Origin of the sequence: Pleomorphovibrio marinus (assembly GCF_003347495.1) — a bacterium.
In the GTDB taxonomy this organism is placed as follows: Bacteria; Bacteroidota; Bacteroidia; order Cytophagales; family Cyclobacteriaceae; genus Pleomorphovibrio; species Pleomorphovibrio marinus.
The window spans coordinates 727409-751233 of the sequence record NZ_QCXY01000002.1 but is presented as its reverse complement, the minus strand read 5'-3'; the positions used below and the strand labels follow the sequence as shown (position 1 = coordinate 751233).

22 protein-coding genes are annotated in these 23825 nt (G+C 44.0%); 7 read left to right on the top strand and 15 right to left on the bottom strand.

The genetic code is table 11. The features are described 5' to 3' along the window. Positions 1-68: 68 nt before the first annotated feature. Together DB520_RS09100 and DB520_RS09095 are read left to right on the top strand one after the other, a co-directional pair. Complete coding sequence (locus DB520_RS09100; protein WP_114749440.1) at positions 69-1319, top strand: aminotransferase class I/II-fold pyridoxal phosphate-dependent enzyme; 1251 nt, start codon at positions 69-71, stop codon at positions 1317-1319. 97 nt (positions 1320-1416) lie between these two features. Continuing rightward, positions 1417-1596 carry a histone H1 gene (locus DB520_RS09095; RefSeq protein WP_114749364.1) on the top strand — a complete coding sequence of 60 codons (180 nt, stop codon included), beginning with the start codon at positions 1417-1419 and terminating at the stop codon, positions 1594-1596. Between the two features lie 40 nt (positions 1597-1636). Here DB520_RS09095 and dapA read toward each other — a convergent pair whose 3' ends face one another. From dapA to DB520_RS09045, 10 genes are all read right to left on the bottom strand, one after another. Continuing rightward, the gene (dapA, locus tag DB520_RS09090; RefSeq protein WP_114749363.1) at positions 1637-2524 is read right to left on the bottom strand and encodes a 4-hydroxy-tetrahydrodipicolinate synthase; all 888 of its coding nucleotides are present in this window, start codon (positions 2522-2524) and stop codon (positions 1637-1639) included. Position 2525: 1 nt separating this feature from the next. Further along, entirely contained in the window at positions 2526-3017 is a 492-nt protein-coding gene (locus tag DB520_RS09085; protein WP_114749362.1) for a DUF6913 domain-containing protein, read from the bottom strand. 159 nt (positions 3018-3176) lie between these two features. Continuing rightward, on the bottom strand, positions 3177-5642 hold the full coding sequence (gene ligA / locus DB520_RS09080) for an NAD-dependent DNA ligase LigA (protein ID WP_114749361.1): 2466 nt from the start codon (positions 5640-5642) through the stop codon (positions 3177-3179). A gap of 34 nt (positions 5643-5676) precedes the next feature. Beyond that, entirely contained in the window at positions 5677-5886 is a 210-nt protein-coding gene (xseB, locus tag DB520_RS09075) for an exodeoxyribonuclease VII small subunit (protein ID WP_114749360.1), read from the bottom strand. A gap of 113 nt (positions 5887-5999) precedes the next feature. After that, entirely contained in the window at positions 6000-7370 is a 1371-nt protein-coding gene (gene xseA / locus DB520_RS09070) for an exodeoxyribonuclease VII large subunit (RefSeq protein ID WP_114749359.1), read from the bottom strand. 93 nt (positions 7371-7463) lie between these two features. After that, entirely contained in the window at positions 7464-7925 is a 462-nt protein-coding gene (locus DB520_RS09065; protein ID WP_114749358.1) for a periplasmic heavy metal sensor, read from the bottom strand. A 2-nt stretch (positions 7926-7927) separates the two neighbouring features. Then, positions 7928-8296: a hypothetical protein gene (locus DB520_RS09060; RefSeq protein ID WP_114749357.1), complete on the bottom strand. Its 369-nt coding sequence runs from the start codon at positions 8294-8296 to the stop codon at positions 7928-7930. Between the two features lie 31 nt (positions 8297-8327). Further along, a complete protein-coding gene (locus DB520_RS09055) occupies positions 8328-8876 on the bottom strand; it encodes an RNA polymerase sigma factor (protein WP_114749356.1) in 549 nt (182 codons plus the stop codon). Positions 8877-8946: 70 nt separating this feature from the next. Further along, positions 8947-9870 carry a methionyl-tRNA formyltransferase gene (fmt, locus tag DB520_RS09050; protein ID WP_114749355.1) on the bottom strand — a complete coding sequence of 308 codons (924 nt, stop codon included), beginning with the start codon at positions 9868-9870 and terminating at the stop codon, positions 8947-8949. A 1-nt stretch (position 9871) separates the two neighbouring features. Then, positions 9872-11077 (bottom strand): exo-beta-N-acetylmuramidase NamZ family protein, encoded by a 1206-nt coding sequence (locus tag DB520_RS09045; protein WP_114749439.1) that lies wholly within the window; start codon positions 11075-11077, stop codon positions 9872-9874. A gap of 38 nt (positions 11078-11115) precedes the next feature. Here DB520_RS09045 and DB520_RS09040 point away from each other — a divergent pair, with 38 nt between their 5' ends. Continuing rightward, the gene (locus tag DB520_RS09040; protein ID WP_114749354.1) at positions 11116-12336 is read left to right on the top strand and encodes an ABC transporter permease; all 1221 of its coding nucleotides are present in this window, start codon (positions 11116-11118) and stop codon (positions 12334-12336) included. On the opposite strand, the gene DB520_RS09035 is transcribed toward DB520_RS09040, so the two are convergent. After that, a complete protein-coding gene (locus DB520_RS09035) occupies positions 12323-13069 on the bottom strand; it encodes a polyprenol monophosphomannose synthase (protein WP_114749353.1) in 747 nt (248 codons plus the stop codon). The two genes, DB520_RS09040 and DB520_RS09035, sit on opposite strands and share 14 nt — an antisense overlap. Positions 13070-13843: 774 nt before the next feature. On the opposite strand from DB520_RS09035, the gene DB520_RS09030 reads away from it, so the two are divergent. Next, positions 13844-14674: a universal stress protein gene (locus DB520_RS09030; RefSeq protein WP_114749352.1), complete on the top strand. Its 831-nt coding sequence runs from the start codon at positions 13844-13846 to the stop codon at positions 14672-14674. Between the two features lie 220 nt (positions 14675-14894). Here the strand turns inward: DB520_RS09030 and DB520_RS09025 are convergent, their stop codons facing one another. After that, complete coding sequence (locus tag DB520_RS09025; protein ID WP_114749351.1) at positions 14895-16559, bottom strand: Na/Pi cotransporter family protein; 1665 nt, start codon at positions 16557-16559, stop codon at positions 14895-14897. A 187-nt stretch (positions 16560-16746) separates the two neighbouring features. On the opposite strand from DB520_RS09025, the gene DB520_RS09020 reads away from it, so the two are divergent. Beyond that, the gene (locus DB520_RS09020) at positions 16747-17478 is read left to right on the top strand and encodes a YdcF family protein (protein ID WP_232834893.1); all 732 of its coding nucleotides are present in this window, start codon (positions 16747-16749) and stop codon (positions 17476-17478) included. Between the two features lie 46 nt (positions 17479-17524). Here DB520_RS09020 and DB520_RS09015 read toward each other — a convergent pair whose 3' ends face one another. The 3 genes from DB520_RS09015 to DB520_RS09005 form a co-directional block, all read right to left on the bottom strand. Further along, complete coding sequence (locus tag DB520_RS09015; RefSeq protein ID WP_114749349.1) at positions 17525-17989, bottom strand: CBS domain-containing protein; 465 nt, start codon at positions 17987-17989, stop codon at positions 17525-17527. A gap of 119 nt (positions 17990-18108) precedes the next feature. Then, positions 18109-18855 (bottom strand): copper homeostasis protein CutC, encoded by a 747-nt coding sequence (locus tag DB520_RS09010; RefSeq protein WP_114749348.1) that lies wholly within the window; start codon positions 18853-18855, stop codon positions 18109-18111. Further along, the gene (locus DB520_RS09005) at positions 18852-19829 is read right to left on the bottom strand and encodes a N(4)-(beta-N-acetylglucosaminyl)-L-asparaginase (RefSeq protein ID WP_114749347.1); all 978 of its coding nucleotides are present in this window, start codon (positions 19827-19829) and stop codon (positions 18852-18854) included. Before DB520_RS09005 ends, DB520_RS09010 begins: the two co-directional genes overlap by 4 nt. A 257-nt stretch (positions 19830-20086) precedes the next feature. Between DB520_RS09005 and DB520_RS09000 the strand changes: the two genes are divergently transcribed. Continuing rightward, positions 20087-21331 carry an ROK family protein gene (locus DB520_RS09000; protein WP_114749438.1) on the top strand — a complete coding sequence of 415 codons (1245 nt, stop codon included), beginning with the start codon at positions 20087-20089 and terminating at the stop codon, positions 21329-21331. A 39-nt stretch (positions 21332-21370) separates the two neighbouring features. Further along, the gene (locus DB520_RS08995) at positions 21371-23698 is read left to right on the top strand and encodes a glucosamine-6-phosphate isomerase (RefSeq protein WP_114749346.1); all 2328 of its coding nucleotides are present in this window, start codon (positions 21371-21373) and stop codon (positions 23696-23698) included. Positions 23699-23825 lie beyond the last annotated feature (127 nt).

Genomic DNA, 23825 nt, shown 5'->3' with positions numbered 1-23825 from the left:
ATAGTAGTTTTGGGGGTTTAATCCACGACAATCTGGATGAAAGAAATGCGGACAAACTTTACAGCGCTTTGGATATTTTCGAAAAACTGAACACCAATCTAGGCCCATTAGGAAAACATTCTGATTTATCCGAGGGCTACTTTATGTTTCCTAAATTAGAAGGGGAAATAGCTCCTAGGATGAAATTTAAGGGAAAGGAAGTCCTTACCTGGAGTCTCAATAATTACCTGGGTTTGGGAAACCACCCTGAAGTAAGAAAAGCCGATGAGGAAGCAGCGAGGAAATGGGGGGCAGCTTATCCCATGGGGGCGCGAATGATGTCCGGTAATACGGACTTACACGAAAAACTGGAACAGGAACTTGCTGATTTTGTGGGTAAGGAAAAAGCTTACCTGCTTAATTATGGCTATCAAGGGATTATGAGCGTGATTGATTCCCTTATAGACCGGAAGGATGTGGTCGTTTATGACGGGGAATGTCATGCATGCATCATCGATGCCTTACGAATGCATATTGGCAAGCGTTTTGTCTATCCCCACAACGATATGGAAAGCCTGGAAAAACAACTTCAAAGGGCTGAAAGACTCACCACGGAGACTGGCGGAGGTGTCTTGGTCATTACCGAAGGTGTATTTGGCATGACTGGAAACATGGGAAACCTGAAGGAGATTGTCAAGTTGAAGGAGAAGTACCAGTTCCGTATATTAGTAGACGACGCACATGGCTTCGGAACCATGGGCAAGACCGGTGCGGGTTCTGCTGAAGCGCAAGGGGTGCAGGAGGAGGTGGATTTGTATTTTTCCACTTTTGCCAAATCCATGGCCAGCATTGGTGCATTTGTCGCCGGCAATGCCAAAGTCATCCATTACCTAAAATACAACATGCGTTCCCAGATTTTTGCCAAAGCACTTCCCATGATCATGGTAGAAGGTGGGCTCAAAAGGCTGGAGATGCTGAGAACCATGCCCGAGCTAAAGGAAAACCTCTGGAAAGTGGTAAATGCCCTGCAAAACGGGCTTAAAGAAAAGGGGTTCAGCATCGGCACTACCACCTCTCCGGTCACACCGGTGGTGCTAAACGGAACTGTAGGAGAGGCTGCTACCCTGAGTAAAGACCTTCGTGAGAATTATAATATTTTCTGTTCGGTGGTCATTTACCCTGTAGTGCCCAAAGGGATGATTATCCTTAGGCTCATCCCAACTGCGGTGCATAACCTGGAGGATGTAAAACAAACCATCGTGGCATTTGAAGCAATAAAAGACAAATTGGTGAGTGGATATTATAAAACAACGGAGCTAGCTACCTCATTTGGGGAATAAATTCCATAAAAAAGTGGCTTCCTTTGTTTTATTTTAAACATTTTACCTATATTGAAAGCAAATAAAACATATCATCAACCTTAATTGATTTTTAACTATGAACAGATTTAATGAAATCAAGGATCTTATAATGTCTCTAGAAGGAGATTTTGAGAAGTTCTACGACAAAAACAACCAAGCAGCCGGAACGAGAGTGAGAAAAGGTATGCAAGATTTAAAAAATTTGGCTCAAGATATCAGAAAAGAAGTTCAAGACATGAAAAATTCTAGTTCATAAAAAAACAAAGGGTAGTTAAACAACTACCCTTTTTCGTTTTTTATAGTCCTATCAGGTCCTTGTCCGAAGGGATTTTCGCTGCAGCCTCCCTTATCCTTTTGCTCAAACCCATGCTCGCATTGACCAAGGGAAGTCGCACATTGGGCTCACAAATACCCATATGATGCATCAAGGTTTTAACCCCTACTGGGTTGCTTTCCTCGTAAAGTAAAGGGTTGATTTCTAAAAGGCTAAATGCAGCTTCCCTGGCATCTTTTAGGCTGGCGTGCATCATCGTTACCATTTTTGAGGGATAGGCATTGCCAATTACACTAATTACCCCTACTCCACCCATGGCTCTAAGAGTCAGTGTCATCATGTCATCTCCGGACAGCAGCAAAAAATCCTCAGGCTTCTTATGTGCTATCTGCATACACTGTTCGATATCACCACTTGCCTCTTTCATCGCAATGATGTTTGGGTGATTGGCCAAGGTAAGCGTGGTAGCTGCACTCATGTTGGACATGGTTCTGCCCGGAACATTATACAAGATGACCGGGACGGGTGATTCATCCGCAATTTTCTCGTAATGCCGCACAATACCCGTTTGGCTGGGTTTATTGTAATATGGACTTACTGTGAGTATGGCATCCACACCCTGAAAGTCAGTATCTTTGATATCTTCGATAACCTGCTGGGTATTGTTTCCTCCTATACCGTAAACCAAGGGCAACCTATTTCTATTGATTTTTTTTATAAAATCCAGGTTTTCCCTTTTCTCCGCCTTGGTCAAGGTGGCCGGCTCCCCTGTGGTGCCCTGCACTACCAGGTAATCCACTCCCCCGGAGATAACATGGCTTACCACCCTGTTTAGGGAGTCATAATCCACACTCAAGTCCTTTTTAAAAGGAGTTATCAACGCTACACCTACCCCTTTGAGTTTTTCCATGTTAATTGATCTGCTTTAGGTATTTAATAAGATGTTCTGTACCTGCTTTTATATCCTTTACCTCCTTATTAAGCATCAAATCCAAGTAGGGCTTCAACTCCTTGCTGTAAAAACCTATGGTATAAGGCTCGGGCATTTGATGGAGTAGATAGAGTGTGAAGTTATTCAATAATTCAGAAGTAAATATAATCAAATCTTGCTTTTCTGAAAGAAAGTTTGCAACTTTTTCGCCGGGTTTACCGAATAAGGAAAAATCCCTGAATCCAAATGCCCTTTGATCCTGGGATTTTTCATCATAGTATATCCCTTTCAATGCAATGTCCTGACCAAATGATTCCTTAAGTACTTCAAAGACCACTTCCAAATCCTCCAAGTTATCTGCGATTACAGTTACTTTTTTGATCTTGTCGGTTACTAAAATTTCTTTATTTACTCCTTTCTTGTTTTTCTTCATCAACGCTTTTTTGATGAAATATTCCCTAATCCACTTCATAGATTGCTGCTTGATTAATTGTTGGATGGCACAGAAACATTGTTTTCGGCTTAAATTCCTAGTGGAATCTTAACCTATGGCAATAGATTGGGATTTAGGGTGCACGGCCTGGAATATCGGTACCCGTACACAGAAACACCAAAGTGGAGATAAATGCTTTCATTGGTCAACCAATTTTAAGAATTCCTCCTCGGAAATTAAAGGCACCCCCAATTTTTGTGCTTTCTCCTTTTTGCTGGGTCCCATTTCCTCACCTTCAATAATAAAGTCCAAACTCTTGGAGACAGATTTTACATAGGTGCCGCCGTGGGATTGAACGAAATCAATGATTTCATCCCTCTTGAAGTGGTTGAGTCTTCCCGATGCAAGGATTTTTTTCCCTTCCAGCTTCCTACTTACGAATATAGTTTCTTCTTTATTCGATTCAAATTGTAAACCGTACGATTTTAATCTTTTGATGATTTCCAAGTTATTTGTATCGGAAAAAAATGCTTTGATACTGTTAACAAGCGTTTCCCCGATACCGTTGATGGCCAAAAGCTCATCGGGATCGGCGGCTTGCAACTTATCTATGTCTGGAAAATGCTCCACTAACAGTACAGCGGTGTTTTCGCCCACATTTCTGATTCCCAAGGCAAAAAGAACTTTTTCAAAAGGCTGTTGTTTGGATTGCATTATTCCCTCTATCATATTGCCAACCACTCCTTCCTGAAAAGTGTTACCCTTCAGTTTATTTATCCTCTCCCTGATATCCTCAAAAACACTCCCATGGTATGGGGAAACGATATCGTGAATGGTGTTTTTTTCCTGTGCCAACCTTTTTAGGTTCTCGGCTAATTCGGATGGTAAATCACCCAATTGGGATAACACTACAGGCACCGGAACGAAATCCTCCACCCTGTCATATTCATTTTCAGAGAGAGACCCCATAAGACTCCTAATTTGATGTTGGTTCTCGTCTACTTTTTTTCCATACGATGCTATCCAATCCACGAAGTCTCTTAGCTTACCCTCTTGATCCATTGTGGCTTTTCCTTCCAAAAATTCTTCAATAGCACCTAGAGATATCCCATCCGTGAGTGCAAAAAGGGCTTTTTTCAGGGACACGAACAGATATCCCTCACTACTTTTAGAATATGGATCACTAGAAACTTCCAACCCAATTAGGGTCTCCTTTTTCTCGGGTAAAGCATATATATCCGAAGGATCCCTTAAGTACCCCTGGTTGATCAGGGCCCTCAGCCGCTCGGTACCCAGGGAATCTATGTCCATGGCCCGTTTGGAGACAAAATGCTCAATCCTCCCCAATACCTGGGGAGGACAGGAAGCTGTATTGGGGCAGAAATGTTTGGCTTCACCTTCTTTCCGCTCCAATTCACTCCCACATTCTGGGCAATGGGTGATATAGTGTACTGCTACAGCACCGCTTCTCCTTGCTCCCGTATTGACACCGGTGATTTTTGGGATTATTTCTCCCCCCTTTTCCACAAAAACCCTGTCTCCTTCATGAAGATTCAACCTTTTTATTTCGTTGGCATTGTGTAGGGAAGCCCTCTTCACCGTGGTACCTGCCAGTGAAACTGGGGAAAGATTAGCCACAGGTGTAATGGCTCCTGTCCTTCCCACCTGGTAAGTAATGGATAGCAATTCACTTTCGGCACTTTCCGCCTTGTATTTAAAGGATATGGCCCACCTTGGGATCTTTGCAGTAAAACCGAGTTCCTCCTGTTGCTCATAGTCATTGACCTTAATCACCACTCCATCGGTATCCACGGGTAGGGTAAGCCTTTTTTCTCTCCATTTGTCAATGTAAGAAAACACGGATCGGATATCCTTGCACCTCTGGTAGGTCTGGGAAACATTGAACCCCCATTTTTCCAGGTTGGCAATGGCTTCGTGATGCTTGGTCACCCCCAAGTCTTCTCCAATTAATTGATATAGATAGCAGTTAAGTCTTCGTTTTGAAACTATGGAAGAATCCTGCATTTTCACTGTTCCGGATGCAGCGTTTCTTGGATTTGCCAATTGTGGCTCATTGTTTTTTGCACGCTCGGCATTGATTTTATCGAAGGCCTTCCTAGGCATGAATATTTCTCCCCTGACCTCAAACCGTTCAGGAACATCTTTTGCCTCAACCCTCAGAGGAATATTCCGGATGGTTTTTACGTTTTCAGTGACCACATCTCCCTTATATCCATCTCCGCGAGTCACCGCCCTTACTAATCTGCCATTCTCGTATACCAAACTAATAGCAACACCATCAAACTTAAGTTCACAGAAATAAGAATAATCCCTGTGTCCCAGTCCCTTGGCCACTCTCTCATCAAATGCCAAAAGCTCTTCTTCAGAATAGGTGTTCCCCAAGGAAAGCATCCTCACGGAATGTGTCGCAATTTCGAATTGTTTGGTGATTGTGCCCCCCACACGCTGTGTAGGGCTGTCTTCGCTTTTCAATTCCGGGAACCTCTCCTCCAAGGATTGTAGTTCCTGCATCAACTGGTCAAAATCAAAATCAGATATCTCCGTTCTATCTTCTTGATAATAGAGATGATTATGATAGTTTAGGGTAGCTATTAGGGATTTTATCCTTTTGGCGGCTTCATCCTGATTATTCACTTTGACCATGTTGGGTGGATGGTTTTTTTAATTGATTCTTCTGTTATTCAGGCTTGTCCTCATCTTCAAAAGCCTTGGAAATCTCACCTTCGGTGTCTTTTAATTTCTTCTTGCAATCCTTAACCAGGCTACTGGCTTCCTTAACCAAATCGGCCAGCTCATCGATACTCTTGTCATCCCCTTCAAGCTGCTCCACAATTTGCTCTATCCTTTGCATGGCCTTATCATAGCTGAAAACTTTATTATTCTTCATCTCTTTATAATTTTTTCTTAATGGTCATAACTTGTCCTGCACCGCAGGTTAGGGATTCCTGCCCCGTACCTTTATTGGGATCGGGGAACTCGTTTCGAGAGAATCTGGCAATCCTAATCGTCTCCCCGCGTGACGTTTTCGTTATGCCTGCCTGTCCGGTAGGCAGGCTCGATTTCATACTCATTTACCCGGGTTATTTTAGAGTTGATCTTTTCTTTATTGGTGAAAGTGATAATTTCATCCCCCGGCCTTGGGGAATGCCTGTGTAAAGGCTTCCCTTCAAACTCCGTACGGGTGTAACCCTTCTGGAGAATACCTACAGGGTCTGACAATTTTAAATTGTTCTGCAAATGTAACAATCGAACCTGTTCTTGGTGCAAAAAATCTCCCACACTTTTCTTTATTCCCTTTTCAACTCCTTGAATTTGCAGAAGCTGGTATTTCAGCGCGTATTTTGCTACAGATGCAACGCGAAGTTTATGGGTGTCAATCCTATCCTTTTGTTCGGAAAGTACCCCAGAAAAAAGACGCAGAAGCAGGAATTCTTTCCCAGAAAGTGCTTCCTTTTCCCTTTGCCAACGGTTGCGACATGCTCTTTCCATCCGGTTCAGGGACATTTTGAGCTTATCTTCAAAGTCCTTGAAGCCGGTAAGTATAAATGCCGCAACGGCAGTTGGTGTTTTCATCTGGGTATGCGCCACCAGGTCTGCCACGGACTCATCCCGCTCGTGTCCTATGCCAGTGACCACTGGCAAGGCAGCTTCTGCGATGGACTTGGCTAATTCATAGTCATCGAAACTATCCATATCGGTCTGAGCACCACCTCCCCTTATGATGACCAAAAGGTCAAACCCATGGGTGACCATGTCTTTTTCCACCAAGGAAATGGCCTTGGTGATGGAGGAGGGGGTTTCCTTTCCCTGCATGGAGGCCTGGTAAAGTTTATGACTGATTTTAAAGCCATAGGGATTTTGATCCAGCTGGTTGATAAAATCCCCATAACCTGCAGCAGTCACCGAGCTGATAACGGCAATTCTTTGAGGAACCAATGGAAGTAGAAATTGTCGGTTCAGCTCAAGTAAGCCTTCCTTTTTGAGTCTATCAATTACTTCCTGCCTTCGCCGCGCCCTTTCCCCTAGTGTATAGGAAGGGTCAATATCCTTAATATTTAGGCTTAATCCGTAAATTTCGTGAAACTGGACACTTACTAAACACAGAATATTCATACCCGCCTTTAACTGCTCCCCGGTTACGGATTCGAATTTCCTGCGAATTCCTTGATACGTATAGGACCAAATATTCGCGCGCAATTTGGCCAACAGTTGACCTTCCTCCTTCTCTACCAAGTCCAAATAGGCGTGTCCCCTTACAGAATCCCTAAACTCTCCGATTTCGGCTACTACCCAATAGCCGGGATCCAGGTGTAAGTCCAGTGTAGTTTTAATGAGTGCGTTCAGCTCGAAAAGTCTTAGGGAGTTTTGCATAAGGCAAATTAAGAAAAAATGATAGAGACCTTCGGCACAATCCAAAAATAAAAAAGAAGAAACCGGCAAGTCATGCCGGTATGCAGTAGTGGCTTAGTTCCCCTTTGGGCCTGACCTGCCTCTTCCCTGCATGCGGTAAATTTGTCTAGTGAATTCTCTGTTAGCCTCATGAAGCCGCAAGGCTTGCATTGGGCTAAGGATACCCTCCAGGGATTGTATAAAGGCTTTTTCCTGCTGTAGGATTTTTTCCTGAAGCTCAAATCTCTTGCTGATCAGCTCTTTGGCCCTTTGGTCGCTAACACCCTCTTCTGCCTCTCTACCCAATTGGTGTATGGCCTTCATATGTTGCCGGCGCTTTTGATCGTGTTGGTTAAACAAGGGCCAGAATTTCTCGGCTTGTTCCGGACTTAGGTCCAATTTTTTGGTGATAAATGCTACCTTGGCTGCCTCCAGCTTTTCCCTGTCCGCTGGGCCACCTCTTCCCCTCTGAGCCCAACTCTCAAAGACCAAGAGGGTGACAAAAATCAATAAAATTATTTTTTTTGCGCTTAACATGATTACCAAATTTCGTTGTGATACAATAGATCCTCCTCATACCAATCCTCGTAGTCCCATGCTTCTTGAAGCATAATCTCAAGTATCTCATCGGGGTTCTCAGCCAGCAATAGCATATCTTCTTCGTTCCAGTAACCCGCACTGATCCAAAGTTCCATTTCCTCCTCTATATTAGCGGAATAATCGGCTGTGGATAGTGAATTCTCCCCCAAAAAGAATACCATTCCAATGACGAGAATAGCAGCAGCGGCAACCCTACCGATCCAAGCCTTTCTGGTTTTCCATTTCCTTTTCCTCAAGATCTTTTCTGGCAATTCGTTGAAATAGCCTTCTGGAACCTTGAAAATTGTATGTTTTTGTGACTGATTCATTGCTTGTTAGACAGTAGTATTGGTCAAAGGTTTATTCTAATTTAATTTCTTCTTCAATTTTTTTTACCGCGTGATGGTAACTTGCCTTCAATGCCCCTACCGATGTTTCCGTGATTTCACTGATTTGATTATAGGGAAGGTCTTCAAAATACCTCATGTTGAAAATTAGCCGCTGTTTCTCCGGAAGTTTCAATATGGCTTTCTGAAGCTTTTTCTGGATAGCATCCCCGTCTATCAGTGGGGATTTGTCAAGGTACTGCATCATAGCCATATCATGGTCTTCCAGCGGGACAAAGAAACGCCTTTTCTTTTTTTCAAGAAAATTTAGGCTTTCATTTATGGCAATCCTGTAGAGCCAGGTAAACAGTGTAGACTGCTTGTTGAATTTATGGATATGCTTGAAGGCCTTGATAAACGTATTTTGCAGTACATCATCGGCATCTTCATGAATAATCACCATTTTTCGGATGGCTCCATATATTCGTTGTTGGTATTGCTCCATAAGCAACCTAAAGCCCTTATCCCTAGTCGAGGAGCTACTTATCAAAGAAAGTATCTGCAGGTCGTTATTTGGCGTCATCTGGACTTTAGACAGAAAAGTTCCTTACAGGTTTAATGGCAAATCCCTCGGATACCCTTAACCATCCAACTCATAAGGTATTGCCCCTTAGAAATTCGTGTACCTCCATTTTCTTTTTACCCTCCATCTGCAGGCTAAGGATGGAAATGGGCTGGTCGGCAGATTGAAAATAAAGGTAGGTTTTGTTGTCGGTGGCATATTGTCCAGGAGCCACTGCAATCTGCTTTCCATCCACTACAGCGGATTTTAGTATTTTACAGATTTTGCCATTGAGGCTTGTCCATGCTGCGGGATAGGGGGAAAGGCCCCTTATTAGGTTGTGGATTTCCGTAGATGGTTTGTTCCAATCTATTTCACAGGTTTCCTTAAAGATCTTTGGAGCTTTATTTTTGGCCAAACTATGGTCTTGGGGCTTAGGGTCAACTTGATCAGCGGCTATGGCTTCCACCGTTTTCACTACTAAATCGCCACCCTTATTCATCAGCCTTTCATAGAGGCTACCCACATTATCCTCCGGAAGGATGGGTTCTTTTTCTTGAAAAATAATGCTTCCCGTATCGATTTCATGCTTGATGAAGAAAGTGGTCACCCCGGTCTCTGTTTCCCCATTAATAATCGCCCAATGTATGGGTGCTGCCCCCCTGTAATCAGGCAAGAGTGAAGCATGCAGGTTAAAAGTACCTTTGGTAGGCATGTCCCAAACCAACTCTGGAAGCATGCGAAAAGCCACCACCACCTGTAGGTCTGCCTCATAACTTTTTAGTTCCTCCAGGAAAGCGGGGGATTTCAGGTTGGTGGGCTGTAATACAGGAACATTATGACGCTGTGCGGCCAGCTTTACGGGTGATCCCGCCAGTTTTCTGCCACGTCCCTGAGGTTTGTCGGGTGCCGTAATCACAGCTACCACATTCCATCCCCCCAATACCAGCTTTTCCAAGGCCGGTACAGCAAAGTCTGGGGTTCCCATGTAAATGATTCGCATCGATTTGTCCATACTAGGAGTATATCAGGTATTTTTCTCTTATCCTTTTGTAATTGTTGAGGTCCTCCTCCCAACTTTGGCGGATAAGGTCTTCGGATTTTCCTGCCAGAATGTCTTTCCTTAACTGGTCACTGCCTGCTAACTTATCAAAGAAGTCATTGAAGAATTTTTCTCCCTTGTCGGCCTTTTGGTAGGCATGCAAAAGGTAGTCAAGTGTAAACTGGTGAGAGAGGGAGGTATCCCTTAGATCTCTCCCGTAGCATTTATTATTCTGTTGGGGAGGGTTTTTTGACATCCCCTCTATACTGACCGGAGTGAAGGTAAAATCCCCAAAACTAGGATCGGGATACCCATAAACTTGAAAGGGGTACTGGGTGCCTCTCCCTAGGCTTACATCCGTGCCCTCAAAAAAGCAAAGAGAGGGATATAGCCGAATGGCCACGTCGTTGGGTAAGTTTGGAGATGGCTTTATGGGAAGGGAATAGTGCAGATCATGGTTCCAGTTATCTGCCTCTATGATACTGAGATCGGCCTTTACCTGATTCTTCAGCCAGCCTTCCCCGTTGATCATCTGCGCCAACTCCCCCACTGTGAGGCCGTGCACTACAGGGATGGGGTGCATGCCCACAAAACTGGTATACCCTTTCTTTAATACCGGTCCATCCACATAGTTGCCGTTGGGGTTTGGTCTATCCATTACCATCAAGGGCTTGTTGTTTTCGGCACAGGATTCCATCAGATAATGGAGGGTACTTATATAGGTATAAAACCTCACTCCCACATCCTGGATATCAAAAATCACCAAATCCACATCTTCTAGAGCGTCCTTGGAGGGCTTTCTGGAATCCCCGTAAAGGGAGACCAATGGCAGCTTGGTTTTAGGGTCTATTTGGTTTTCTACTTTTTCCCCGGCATCTGCATCCCCCCTAAACCCATGTTCCGGCACGAAAACCTTTTTTATGTCAACCCCTTTGCTCAAAAGAAAATCCACGAGATGGAGGTTGTCCTGGGAGGTAAGAACACTGGTTTGGTTTACTGCCAATGCCACTCTTTTCCCCTCTAGTTCAGGGAGGTATACCTCATGACGATCCGCTCCCACTAGGATAGGCGCAGGGGAAACAGGGGTGGAATCGGCTTGTTGGCTTTCAGAACCATTTTTACAAAAGCTGAACCCTACCAACAAAAATGCACATATTAATATTAATTTTATCTGCTTCATGTTATTTTGCATTTCTTTTAACAAAATAAACGACTTCATTGAACCTTTCCTACTTCATTGCTAAAAGAATTAGTTTTAAACGGACAGGGGGATTCACTGGTACTATCCATAGGATAGCTGTGGCAAGCATCGCTATAGGACTTACCATTATGTTGATCTCCTTTATGATTCTGGGGGGCTTTCAGTCGGTCATTTCAGAAAAGGTCTTTTCTTTTACCGGACATTACCAAGTACACCGATTTGTCTTGAGTAAATCCCTGGAAGATTCGCCTACCAGCAAGGACAGCTACTTCTATACCCATTACCCCAATTTTGATTTTATCAAGCATGTGCAGGCCTATGCCAATAAACCCGGCCTACTCAAGGGAGACGAGGAAGTAGAAGGTGTGATCATGAAGGGTATTGGCCCGGATTTCGACAGCTTGAGCTTTTCGGGCTCCATGGTAAAGGGCAGGTTTATAAGCTTCAGCGATGACGGAACCTCCAGCAATGAGGTGGTGATGAGCACCAAAGTGGCCAACAAGTTGCTGCTGGATGTTGGGGACAGGGTAACCATCTATTTTGTTCAGGAACCACCCAGGTTCAGAAGATTGGAGATCGTGGGGCTATACGAGACCTTCCTGGAGGATTTTGATGACAAGATTATTCTAGGGGACTTACAGACCATCCGAGTGCTCAATGATTGGGATGAGGATGAAGTAGGAGGATTCGAGGTATTCGTGGAGGACAGAAGAAAAATCGACCAATATGCCGTACAGCTTTATGACCTTTTAGACTACGACCTTAGGCTGGTAAAGGCCACCGACAAATTCCTGCAAATCTTTGACTGGCTTGAGCTGCTCAACAATAATGTATATGTATTCTTGGGGCTAATTTTATTCGTAGCATCCTTTAACATGGTTTCCATTTTGTTTATCCTTATCATGGAACGCACACAGATGATTGGGATACTTAAGGCCTTGGGAGCAACAAACAAGCAGATCCGTAAAATTTTTATTTGGAACGGCATGAGGATTATAGGTAGGGGGATGCTAATTGGAAACGCACTGGGGCTGGCATTTGGCTTCCTTCAGGAAAAAACAAGAGTCATACGGCTAGACCCTGAAAACTATTACATGAGTTTTGTGCCCATTTATTGGGACTGGCCCGTCTTTATTGGGCTAAACGTCTTGATCTTGATCATTAGTACCTCCGTATTGTTTATTCCAGCCATGATCATCAGCAATGTAAACCCTATTAAGTCCATCAAGTTTGACTAACCTTCCGATAGGGTTTGAATAAACTTTTGAGCTTCATATAAATCACGCCAATTACTGCCTCTCTAAAGATGTGTTTCGACATTTTGGAGGTTCCCTTGGTGCGGTCCGTAAAAATGATGGGTACCTCTTTTACCTTAAACCCCATTTTCCAAGCCGTGAATTTCATTTCAATCTGAAAAGCATATCCGATAAATTTTATTTTTTCGAGGTCAATATGCCCCAAAACTCTAGCCCTGTAACAAATAAACCCGGCCGTGGTGTCCTTTACCGGAATGCCCGTGATAAACTGAACATACTTGCTGGCAAAAAACGACATCAATACTCTTCCCATAGGCCAGTTTACCACATTGACCCCAGTAATATATCTGGACCCTACTGCCATATCGTACCCTTCTATAGAACAGGCATTGAACAACCTCACCAAGTCCTTTGGATTGTGACTGAAGTCGGCATCCATCTCAAAAATATATTCATATCCCCTTTGCAGGGCATAAATAAACCCTTCAATATAGGCGGTGCCCAATCCTTGCTTTCCCTCCCTGACCCTTAAGTGTACCCTGCCGGGATAACTGGACTGAATGCCTTTCACCAAGGCAGAAGTACCATCGGGAGATTGATCGTCAATTACCAAAACCTCAAATCCGCCCCCAAGCGCCATAACCTGCGGGATCAGGTCGGTAATGTTTTCAGCTTCATTATAGGTCGGTATGATGACGAGTTTGGAATCTTTCATAAGTCACAAAAGGCAAAAATAGAAGGAAAAGGTTTTTATTCCTTCCGAAATCACAATTATTGACCCTATAAACCTAAAAAATTATTACCCGAGCTATTCTTATGGTTTCCTTGAAGCCTCTCCCTCCTATTAGCTGGAAAATGGGCAATCAAAAATATCAGGACATTTAAGAAACTAATACTAAGTTCCGAGATCGTGTATGTACTTAAAGGGTAATGAGTTAAAAAAAAAGGGATGAAATCGAGCCTGTCCTGACGGCAGTCAGGGCATGACGAGCACGTCACACACTGGGATGATTATCGTTGCGAGATTCCCCCGAAACAAGTTCGGGGCAGGCAGGGGCAGGCTATATGACCGCTGAAAAGAAATTATAAACATATGAAATGCCCATGAGAAAGAATTCTCACACATGGGGATGATTATCCAGGGCATTCCCCCGAAACGAGTTCGGGGCAGGCTATATGACCGCTGAAAAACAAATTATAAACAGATGAAATCGAGCCTGTCCTGACGGCAGTCAGGGCATGACGAGTACGTCACACACTGGGATGATTATAGACTGCGAGATTCCATATGGCCTTTAAAAAACAAATTATAATCATATGAAAGGAGTTGGCAACCCATTCGAACGAAAATAATCATCCTGTTTACTGATTTTTGTCAGGGTTTATGTAGGATGTCTTGGTTTACTTTGTGGTATCAACTAAAGGATAAAAGACCGTTGAGGATCATATTCAACAGGAAGTTAATCTCACATAATAAAACCAAAATATCATGAAAAGGATTGTTGTTCCCGTAGATTTCAGCAAGTATTCAGAAAATGCCTTCCTTAGCGCCGTGAAGATCGCCGCAAAGGGGGATGCCTCCATAACATGCGTAAATGCAATAAACAGTTCCTTAGACTGGAAAAACTTACCGGAAAAGGAAAAAAGCAAACACCAGGAAATCCTGGACAAACTGGCAGAGGCCAAGGACAAACTCAATGCCTTCATCGTGGACCACAAGGTGTCGGGTAACCCGGTTGAGGGTGTAGTTGAGGTAGGTGTCCCATCAAATGTTATTGTGGACACTGCCTATAAACAGGCTGCGGACCTGGTAATAATTGGTGCTTACGGAGCCGGGCATGAGGAAGGAAAATTTATTGGATCCACCATGCAAAAAGTCCTAAGGCATGCGGATTGCCCAGTACTGGCAGTAAAAAAGGTGGTTGACGGAAGAGCCATGAAAAAGATGGTTTTTGCCGCACTCTTCAATGAGGAAAGTAAACCTGCCTTCATTAGGATGAAGCCTTTGATCAAATTGGCGGGTGCATCGGTTCATTTTCTCTACATCAATACCCCTTCCAAGTTTACCGATAGCCTGAAAGCAGAAGAATTGATGCGCACCTATGCAGCAGGACAGGAAGATTTGGTTATTCATAAACATGTTTTCAGCCATGATGAGGCAGAAAAGGGAATTGTGGCATTCGCAGAAAGCCAAAAAGCGGGCTTGATTGGGTTGGCTTCAAATACAAGAAAAACCAACTCGACTTATCAAATCGGGGTCACCGAAACTGTTTTGTACAAAACAGAGGTGCCTGTGCTCAGTGTTAAATTCGAGCGCTAAAGATGTATTGGAGTTGGGGAGGTCACTGGAAACTGTTATTTTCAGTGACCTCTATTTTTAAGGGTTATTAGTGATTTTTAGCGGCCAACCCTGAGCGCCTTACTACCAATGGCAAGTAATAATTTCTGGCAACAAGCATGGCGGATTTGTTGCGGCCATCTAAAAAAGGGCAGGGCTACGAAAAGCCAAATGTCATTTCCTTTCTGTAAATGCCAATTTTTTAATACTCTGTATGCCTGATTGTATCCTGCTCGATTTCATCTACTTTCTTCCAATGCTGCACAGCCTCACCAATCAAGCTTAGTCCTGAAATGGTCTGCTTGATGACATTGGTAAGGGTAGAGATAGGCACATCTGTTTTCTGCTCCTTCAGATCCTGATACAGGGAAACAATCAACTTATTATAGCGTACATTGAACTTTCTGACCTGTTTCGGTATTTTGGTCATCTCGGGGTACCGTGCAAGGTATTCACTCAAGGCCGAAAAATACTCCCTGGTTCTTTTTCTCAATTCAAGTAGCAGTTGCTTTACCAAGACTTCCTCTGAGTTTTCCATCTCCCGGATATTATGAATGATGTCTTTGATCTCCTTTGCTGCATAAATCAGGGTCCTTAGTGCATCCATAAAGTCATTTAATTTCGCTGCCTCGCTTGGTGTTAGCTTAATTTCTTGCAATTGAATAGTATAAGCTGTGATTTCGTCTTCCCATTGTTTCAGGCTTAAATAATCCTTCATGAGGTCCCTGGGCTGATAAACCAACCTTTTCCACACCGAACGCTCCTGTTTTGTGGCGACTGTACCTATCAAAACCTTTTGAATAAACTCGGAGGTATGTGCATATACCTCTCCAATTTCCTTTTCCAAAGCCAGCAATGCCACACCTGGTAAGGTGGGTTCCACATTTTTAATATACCGGGAAACCCCAGCAGGCTCGGAAGTCAGAAACCTTTTCTTAAGCCATTTTTCTAAGGTACCCAGAAAGGGGTAAAATAGCAGAATGCCAAAGATATTGATGAGGGTATTGAGCAGTACAAGCTCCATAAGTGGGTCGCTTACTCTGAAAAATTCCAGGGCCAGCCAAATCATCTGATCGATCAAAAGAAAGGTGGCGATCCCCGCTATAATTTTGAAGATAAAGTTGGCAAGGGAAAGCCGCTTTTTATCCGCAGTGCCCCCTAAGGCCCCTATGACCAGGGTAAAGGTGGTTCCAATATTTGCCCCGATTATCAGCGCTAGTGCATGTGTCATGCCAATAACCTCTGCATTGAGTGCACTCAGCACAATCACAATCATGGCAGAACTCGATTGGATCAAGGCCGTAATTACTATGCCAATCAATAGAAAAACCCAAAGACCGTAGCTGAGAAACTCACTCAATTCCACCTGCCCGGCCATGTCCTCTATGGAAGTTTTCATAAAATCCAGCCCCAAAAACAAAAGCCCAAACCCCACCATAAAAACACCGAGATTTCTCAACACAGGACGGCTATTAATAAACAGGTAAGTAAATGTACCCAGGGCCAAAAAGGGAAAGGCAAAATCCGCCACACTCACTTTGAATCCCAGGGTAGCCACGATCCATGCCGTGAAGGTGGTGCCAAGGTTTGCTCCTAGCACCACGCCCAGGGAATTACCCAAACTTATCATGCCACCTCCTAAAAAGGCAAGCACCATCAGGGTCACCAATGAGGAGCTTTGTAAAATAGCCGTGATAAGGGTGCCAATCAGGATTCCTTTCCAGGGTTTATCCGTGAATTTATGTAGGAGGTTTTTAAATGATTTTCCGGCCAATTCCTTTAAGGAATGCTCCAATTGCTGCATTCCCCAAAGGAAAATCCCTATTCCGGCCAAGAATTTCCAAAATTCAAAACTTACTTCTTCCATACTAGCTTTTGATTCTTACTTGCATCCATTTAACATCCAAATCCTTTGTACCTACAGCAATTGAAATAAAAGAGTTGAAAAAAAGATCCCAGACTTTCATTTGAGCATTTGAATAAGGAATTTTACAAAAAAAATCCAACTTTAAAAGATGTTCTATTATTTATCGCAATTCTTTAGCTTTTTACTCATGCCCTATACAGTATGCCTGCTACTGCTGCTTGCCGGGATTATTTGGGTAAAAAGGGACATGGGCAAAAGGATGTTGATCCTCGGGCTAGCCCTTTTGTTTTTTTTCTCCAATGGAGCGATTTGCAATTATGTGATGAATTGGTATGAGACGCCTTTGGTGCCGATTGCGGATTTGGAGTACCATGAAGTGGGAATTGTGCTTACCGGGGTGACAAATTTAAATAAGGTGTCCGGTGACCGGACTTTTTTCGACAGGGGTGCGGACCGGGCTACTCATGCCGTTCAGCTTTATAAGGAGGGTAAGCTGGGCAAAATCCTCATCACTGGGGGACAGGGACTCACCACCGTGGGGGACCAAAGAGAAGCAGTGCTACTGGCAGAATTTATGGTAATGGCAGGGGTGGATCCAGGTCACCTATATATAGAGGATAAGGCAAGGAATACTCGGGAAAACGCCCTGTTCGCTAAACAAACATTGGAGGAACGTGGCTATGACCTTTCCAAAAAATACCTTGTCATCACTTCAGCCTTCCATATGAAAAGGGCTTTGGGTTGTTTTGAGAAGGTAAATATGAGGGTGGAAGGATTTCCTGTGGACTATTACGGGAGCGACGGCATTTGGAACCTTAAGGGTATTTTGCAGCCAAGCCCTACGGCTCTTGCCTTATGGCACAAACTATTCAAGGAGTGGATGGGAACATTGATATATCTCGTTGTGGGATATATCTAGCCCATCCACTTTTTTTGAACAATTGCCAATCAAAAAATTCGTATACTTATCTCCAGGTGGACGCCTTGAGAGAAGGGATAGCACGCACTATGTCACTCACGCTGATCTGTCCCAGTAATTGTCCATCTTTTATTACGGGAAACCTTCTGATTTTTAATTCCAAAAACTGGTGGGCAGCATCAAAAATCGTCAGCTCCGGGCTCATAGTGATGACTTCTTTTGTCATATAATCCGACACAGGGGCCGGAAAGTTTGGGGTGTTGTTGTATTGGCCCCTTATGATTTCCTTCAAGCAATCCCCCTCGGAAATCATACCCACCAGCATTCCTTCTGCATCCACTACCGGGGCACCGGATATCTTTTTTTTCGTCAAGACATTGATTACATGATCTATGGTATCCTCTGGATGGAAGGTGATTAGGTTTGTTGTCATGTGATCCCTCACCTGAATGGCTTGGTCGGATGAATGTTTAACTGGGGCCTCTCTTACCCCTTGGAAACTTTTAACCATGGTATATAGGGTTTATGTTTGGATGAAAAATGTAATGATTTTTATTGGAAAAAACAAAAATATACAGGAATTTAATCCTTTTACTACCAATAAACCACTTATTTTAGAGATTGGATAGGCTATTGATAAAGGGCGTGTTTAAAGGCATGGACCTTCTGCTTGTCCACTGTCCAAATCTGAGGGACGAATTCCCCAGATGTGGATAGCCTCACTTCCGGGTGTATAAAATCGGAACTACTGGGTCTGCAACTTTTGCAACTGGCATGAAACTCCCGGAGATTGCCTTTTTCGAGAAAGACCGGAATCCACTTCGGTTCCATTCCCCCACCCGGCATTATGAGGATCCTGTCCGCAGCCCTTTCATACATGCTCAGAAGTTTGGTTATGCCCTCTCCTACCGTTTGCTTGCCACCAGAACTCAGAATCCTCTTGAATCCACAGGTTATAACTTGTTCAAGTGCCTCTTCTATATCCAAGGAAACATCTATGGCACGGTGAAAGGTACAGGGCAATGGCGCGGCAAGCCCCACAAGCTCTTTACAAACTTCCATGTTCACTCTGCCATCCCGGTTCAGCACCCCGAAAACAAATCCATCTGCACCCTTTTCCTTCATCAAGGTAAGGTCTTCTTTCATCACTCTTAACTCCAATTCACTGTAAATGAAATCCCCGCCCCTGGGTCTAACCATTACAAAAATAGGTATGTGCAAGGTTTTCTTCAATACCGTAAGAAGCCCAAGGCTAGGCGTGGTACCCCCCTCCCCGTAATCCGCACAAAGTTCAATCCTGTCCACCCCGGCCTCCTGGGCAGCTATCGCTGCCTCTGCGGTATAAACAGGCGTCTCCATGATAATTTTTCTACTCATTTGAAGCTGCTTTTAGCATCAATCAATATTTTTTCGTTGGTGCTGTGTTTGGCATAATTAAACCCAGGCTGCACAGCGTAGGCCCCATGTTCACCCTCCTTGTTGATAGCCAAAAATCCAGCCTGTATATCAGCAATGTCCGGATGTTTCTGGATCATTCTCCTTACGGCCTCCTCGCAGGCTTCCTGTGGGGTCCATCCTTGTCTCATCAATTCCACAATAAGAAATGCACCACAGATGCGGATTACCGCTTCTCCCAATCCTGTGGCCGTTGCGGCACCCACCTCATCGTCCACATATAGGCCTGCACCAATAATAGGGCTGTCCCCCACCCTGCCGTGCATTTTATAGGCCAAGCCACTAGTGGTACATGAACCCGCCATCTTTCCTTCAGCATCGATACCAATCATTCCAATGGTATCGTGGTTTTCTATGTTTATAATGGGTTGATAATTGGCTTTCTTTTTCCATTCTTGATAGGCTTTTTCCGCCTTCCGAGACAGCACTTCCTCCTCCAAAGGAATACCCTCCTTGATTGCAAACTGCCTTGCTCCCTCCCCTGCCAACATTACATGTGGGGTGTTTTCCATGACTTTTCGAGCTAAGGTAATGGGGTGTTTTACCTGCCTCACAAATGCCACAGAGCCGCATTCTCCAGTTCCCTTCATGATGGAGGCATCAAGCGTTACGATGCCCTCCCTATCCGGCAATCCCTGCAATCCTACGGAAAGGTTATCCAGGTCGATTTCGGTGACCTTTACTCCTTCCTCCACTGCATCCACAATGTTCCCCGTTTCCGACAAGACCTGCCAGGCTTTGTCATTGGCAGGCATACCATGGTTCCAAGTGGAGAGAATCATAGGTTTGACCCCTGCAGGGTACTCCCGAAAAATAGGTTTGGTGTGGGAAGCGATGGGAAGCAACAATGAGGTGCTGAGCAGGGATTTTTTTAAAAATTTTCTTCTACCTTTCATTACGGATTTGGATTATATGAGGAAACTACAATTTACAAGGACAAACTAATATAATTTTTTTTTAATAATCATTTGCCTTTAGATAATTTTCTAAATATCTTAAATTTTAATTACGGAAAATATCCTTGGTTTCTCTTAATCTTGAATGGTAAAAAGGCGAATACAAAAACAAAGGTATCCGCCTTAGAGAAATTTTTAAATAAGTGTTAGATAATTAATAAAAAATTTTACTAACTTGCACCCCTATGCCAGAGGCCATGCATCTCATCAACCCTATATCAGTACTGGAAAAGAAAGAGGGAGTAGTTGAAATCAAAAACTACGTCAACAAGATCAAAATTATCAAGGAATTATACATTGGAGGGAGCAACACCGCGAGTAACATCTGCCAACTGGTGGGAATAAGTTTGCCCACCGCCAATTTATTGCTTGCAGACCTATTGGAGGAAAAGCTTGTGATTAAGGAAGGAAGGGGGCAATCGCAGGGAGGACGTAAACCGGATCTCTATGGCTTGGCCCCAGATTCTTTTTACATCATGGCCGTAGACCTGAGCAAGTATCTCACCAGAGTGGCGATTTACAACACCAAGAACCAAAGGGTGTCTGAGATAAAAACCAAAAAGATTCCATTGAACAATGAAGCCAAAACCATAGATACCATTCATACTTTTGCCATAGAGTGCCTAAAAGCGTCAGGTATTCCTGAGGAAAAAGTGATAGCTGTGGGGATTTCCATGCCCGGTTTGGTAGATGGTTTAGCCGGAATAAACCATACCTACCTTAAGCCAGGAAAAAAAAGCCTCAAGGAACAATTGGAAAAGAAATTTGGGAGACGGGTATTTATAGAAAACGACGCTAGGGCCAAGACGCTGGCAGAATTCCGCTTTGGCCAAGAAAAGGAATTCAAGAATGTGCTTGGGATATTTGTGGACTGGGGAATAGGGCTCGGTATCATCATTGACGAAAAGCTGTACCGGGGGTACTCCGGATTCGCAGGCGAATTCAGTCATTCCCCTCTTTTCGATAGCAAAGAAATAAGTTGTTCTTGTGGCAAAAGGGGCTGTTTGGAATCCGTAGCCTCCGGCACCGCAGTAGTGAGGCTTGCTAAAGATGCGATTGCCTTGGATCAGGAATCCATTCTGGCTAGGATGGCCAAGGAAAATGGACAAAACCTGGATCCTTCCACGGTAGTGGAGGCAGCCATTGCAGGTGACCAAAGGGCCATAAGCATTTTGTCGGACGTGGGTCTTGACCTGGGCCGGGGCATCGCCATTCTCATCCAGCTGCTTAATCCTGAATTAATAATCTTGGGCGGAGCAATAGCAGAAGCCAACCAATACATTACCACTCCAATACAGCAGGCCCTCAATATTTACAGCATGGCAAAACTCAGGGAGAAATCCGAGATCCACCTTTCGAAATTAGGAAAAGAAGTGGGTTTGATGGGGTCTGTTGCCATAGTGAATGAGTATATCTTTGAGGAAACCATCAATTATAACTAATTAAAACCGCATAAAAATAAAAATATACATCATCCCATTATGTTAGAAAACTATCCTTTATCAGCTACAGAAGAGGCATTCCTGAGGGATTCAGGTGTGGAGAAAATCACCACAAAGATCCCTTATTTAGTGGTAGATAATTTCCCCAAACTTGGGTTAATGACGGCTTGCAGATTTTTGGAATGGGCTGCGGAAAACCCCGATGGCGTGATCAGCTTACCTACGGGAAAAACCCCTGAGTATTTCATCAAATGGACCCAATTTCTCTTGGAGAACTGGGACAAGAAAAAAGGCTTGGAAATCAGGGAGAAATTCGGTTTGGGCAAAGTCAAAAAGCCTGTCTTAAAAGGACTTCAATTTGTTCAAATTGATGAATTCTATCCCATCTCTTCCTCCCAAAAGAACAGCTTTTACCATTATGTCAACAAGTTTTATATAGAGGGCTTCGGGCTAGACCCCTCAAAAGCCCTGTTGATAAACTCTGACGGAATTCCCTTGGCACAAGGCAAGAATTATAGGGAGGTCTTCCCAGATTTGAAGGTGGACCTAACCTTGAGATTTAGGGAAGCCAATACCGAAGCAGAAAAATTGCAGCAGGAGTCCATTTATTTAATCGACAAATGGTGTTCCGATTACGAGTCCAAGATAAGGGAAAAGGGAGGAATAGGCTTTTTCCTTGGGGGTATAGGGCCAGATGGGCACATAGCCTTCAACACGAGGGGATCCGACCTCTTCTCCACCACCAGGCTCACTGAAACCAATTTTGAAACCCAGGCTGTAGCGGCAGGGGACTTAGGAGGAATTGAGATCTCCGCCAACCGACTGGTGATCACTATTGGACTGGACACCATTGTACACAATCCAGATGCAGTTTCCATCATTATTGCAGCAGGGGAAGCAAAAGCTCCCATCGTGAAAAACTCCTTGGAGAAGGATATGACTAACGTTTATCCGGCAACGGTTTTGCAAAAACTAAAAAACGGGAGATTCTACCTCACCAAGGGTGCTGCATCAAAACTGGAAGACAGCGTAGATGCTTTTTATGCGAAGGGTGAGTGGTCGGCCATAAAAACGGAAAGATCCGTGATGGAATTGTGCAAAAAACTGGGCAAATATGGTCACAGGCTAACCTTAGAGGATCTGAAAAACGACAAATACACTGCCCAAATTCCTGGTTTGAATGAAAATACGGTCCAGGAGGTTATAGCAAGTATTTCCAAAAAGCTGGACAAGGGGCTGGCAGAGGAGAAAAACCAAGTGCTACTTCATACAGGCCCCCATCATGACGACATATCTCTTGGGATTTTGCCACATATAACCCGGCAGCTCCATGAAAACAGCAACTCCGCTCATTTCTCTGTTTTGACCTCAGGGTTCACTGCTGTGACTAACACATTTGTGATAGATACCCTCAAAAACACCAAGCGGTTCTTGGATGAAGGGCGGATACAAATGGTGAAATTCGACGATTTTTTCCAATCCGGCTACAAGCTGAAGATGGACAAGGACGTATATCACTATCTTACCAATGTGGCATCCGAAAATGCCGAGGAGAGAATAAGGGGCTTATGCCACAGGGTAGTCAGGGCCATCGTCTTTATCTTTGGGATAAAAAGCACCATGGAGCTCCGCGATCAGATCAACGAGATCATCACGGTCCTCAAAAACTCCTATGATGGCGAAAAGAACCCGAAAAACATCCAAACCCTGAAGGGAATGATTCGGGAATTTGAAGAGGAATTGGTTTGGGCGCATTTTGGGGTCCAGGTAAAGAACGTACATCACCTCAGGTTGGGGTTCTACACCGGGGACATTTTCACGGAACAACCCGACAAGAAGCGTGACGTGGAACCCATCCTCAATATGCTCCGGGACATCAAGCCCACCAAGCTCAGTCTTACGCTGGATCCTGAGGGAAGCGGTCCGGATACGCATTATAAAGTCTTGCAGGCTACCGCAGAAGCCGTAAGACAATGGAGTGAGGAAGAGGATTTGAGCAAATTCAAGATTATTGGTTATCGAAACGTTTGGTTTAAATTCGATGCCGCCGAATCCAATGTTATCGTTCCTGTGTCCCTTGGGGACATGTCTGTCATGGAGGATTCCTTTGCCAACTGCTATCTCAGTCAGGTAAATGCTTCCTTCCCTAGTTATGCCCATAACGGCAAATTCAGCACCCTGGCCAGGATCACCTGGGTAAACCAATTGAGTGATGTTCAATTATTGTTGGGCAAAAACTACTTCTACCAGCATGAAACTGCAAGGGTAAGATCCAGTCATGGGCTAATCTTCTTCAGGGAAATGGGAGTTGATGAATTCCTTAAAGAAGCTAGGGAGTTGGAAAAATCAACAGAAGGGGCTTTATAGGTCAAAGCGCAGAAAGCTGTTAAGTAACTTTAAACTTCTGGCTGTGAACAGCCAGAAGTTTTCCCTTTTACATAAAATCGGGTGAAAGTAAGCCACTATTTGATTATACTTGGAGCCTAATTTATCA

Coding starts and splice junctions, on each gene's coding strand:
- DB520_RS08995 (WP_114749346.1), top strand. CDS start 21,371: ATGTTAGAAAACTATCCTTTATCAGCTACAGAAGAGGCATTCCTGAGG.
- DB520_RS09045 (WP_114749439.1), bottom strand. CDS start 11,077: ATGAAGCAGATAAAATTAATATTAATATGTGCATTTTTGTTGGTAGGG.
- DB520_RS09025 (WP_114749351.1), bottom strand. CDS start 16,559: ATGGAAGAAGTAAGTTTTGAATTTTGGAAATTCTTGGCCGGAATAGGG.
- fmt (WP_114749355.1), bottom strand. CDS start 9,870: ATGGACAAATCGATGCGAATCATTTACATGGGAACCCCAGACTTTGCT.
- DB520_RS09065 (WP_114749358.1), bottom strand. CDS start 7,925: ATGTTAAGCGCAAAAAAAATAATTTTATTGATTTTTGTCACCCTCTTG.
- DB520_RS09030 (WP_114749352.1), top strand. CDS start 13,844: ATGAAAAGGATTGTTGTTCCCGTAGATTTCAGCAAGTATTCAGAAAAT.
- DB520_RS09095 (WP_114749364.1), top strand. CDS start 1,417: ATGAACAGATTTAATGAAATCAAGGATCTTATAATGTCTCTAGAAGGA.
- DB520_RS09010 (WP_114749348.1), bottom strand. CDS start 18,855: ATGAGTAGAAAAATTATCATGGAGACGCCTGTTTATACCGCAGAGGCA.
- xseA (WP_114749359.1), bottom strand. CDS start 7,370: ATGCAAAACTCCCTAAGACTTTTCGAGCTGAACGCACTCATTAAAACT.
- DB520_RS09020 (WP_232834893.1), top strand. CDS start 16,747: ATGCCCTATACAGTATGCCTGCTACTGCTGCTTGCCGGGATTATTTGG.
- DB520_RS09005 (WP_114749347.1), bottom strand. CDS start 19,829: ATGAAAGGTAGAAGAAAATTTTTAAAAAAATCCCTGCTCAGCACCTCA.
- ligA (WP_114749361.1), bottom strand. CDS start 5,642: ATGGTCAAAGTGAATAATCAGGATGAAGCCGCCAAAAGGATAAAATCC.
- dapA (WP_114749363.1), bottom strand. CDS start 2,524: ATGGAAAAACTCAAAGGGGTAGGTGTAGCGTTGATAACTCCTTTTAAA.
- DB520_RS09000 (WP_114749438.1), top strand. CDS start 20,087: ATGCATCTCATCAACCCTATATCAGTACTGGAAAAGAAAGAGGGAGTA.
- DB520_RS09055 (WP_114749356.1), bottom strand. CDS start 8,876: ATGACGCCAAATAACGACCTGCAGATACTTTCTTTGATAAGTAGCTCC.
- DB520_RS09060 (WP_114749357.1), bottom strand. CDS start 8,296: ATGAATCAGTCACAAAAACATACAATTTTCAAGGTTCCAGAAGGCTAT.
- DB520_RS09035 (WP_114749353.1), bottom strand. CDS start 13,069: ATGAAAGATTCCAAACTCGTCATCATACCGACCTATAATGAAGCTGAA.
- xseB (WP_114749360.1), bottom strand. CDS start 5,886: ATGAAGAATAATAAAGTTTTCAGCTATGATAAGGCCATGCAAAGGATA.
- DB520_RS09085 (WP_114749362.1), bottom strand. CDS start 3,017: ATGAAGTGGATTAGGGAATATTTCATCAAAAAAGCGTTGATGAAGAAA.
- DB520_RS09015 (WP_114749349.1), bottom strand. CDS start 17,989: ATGGTTAAAAGTTTCCAAGGGGTAAGAGAGGCCCCAGTTAAACATTCA.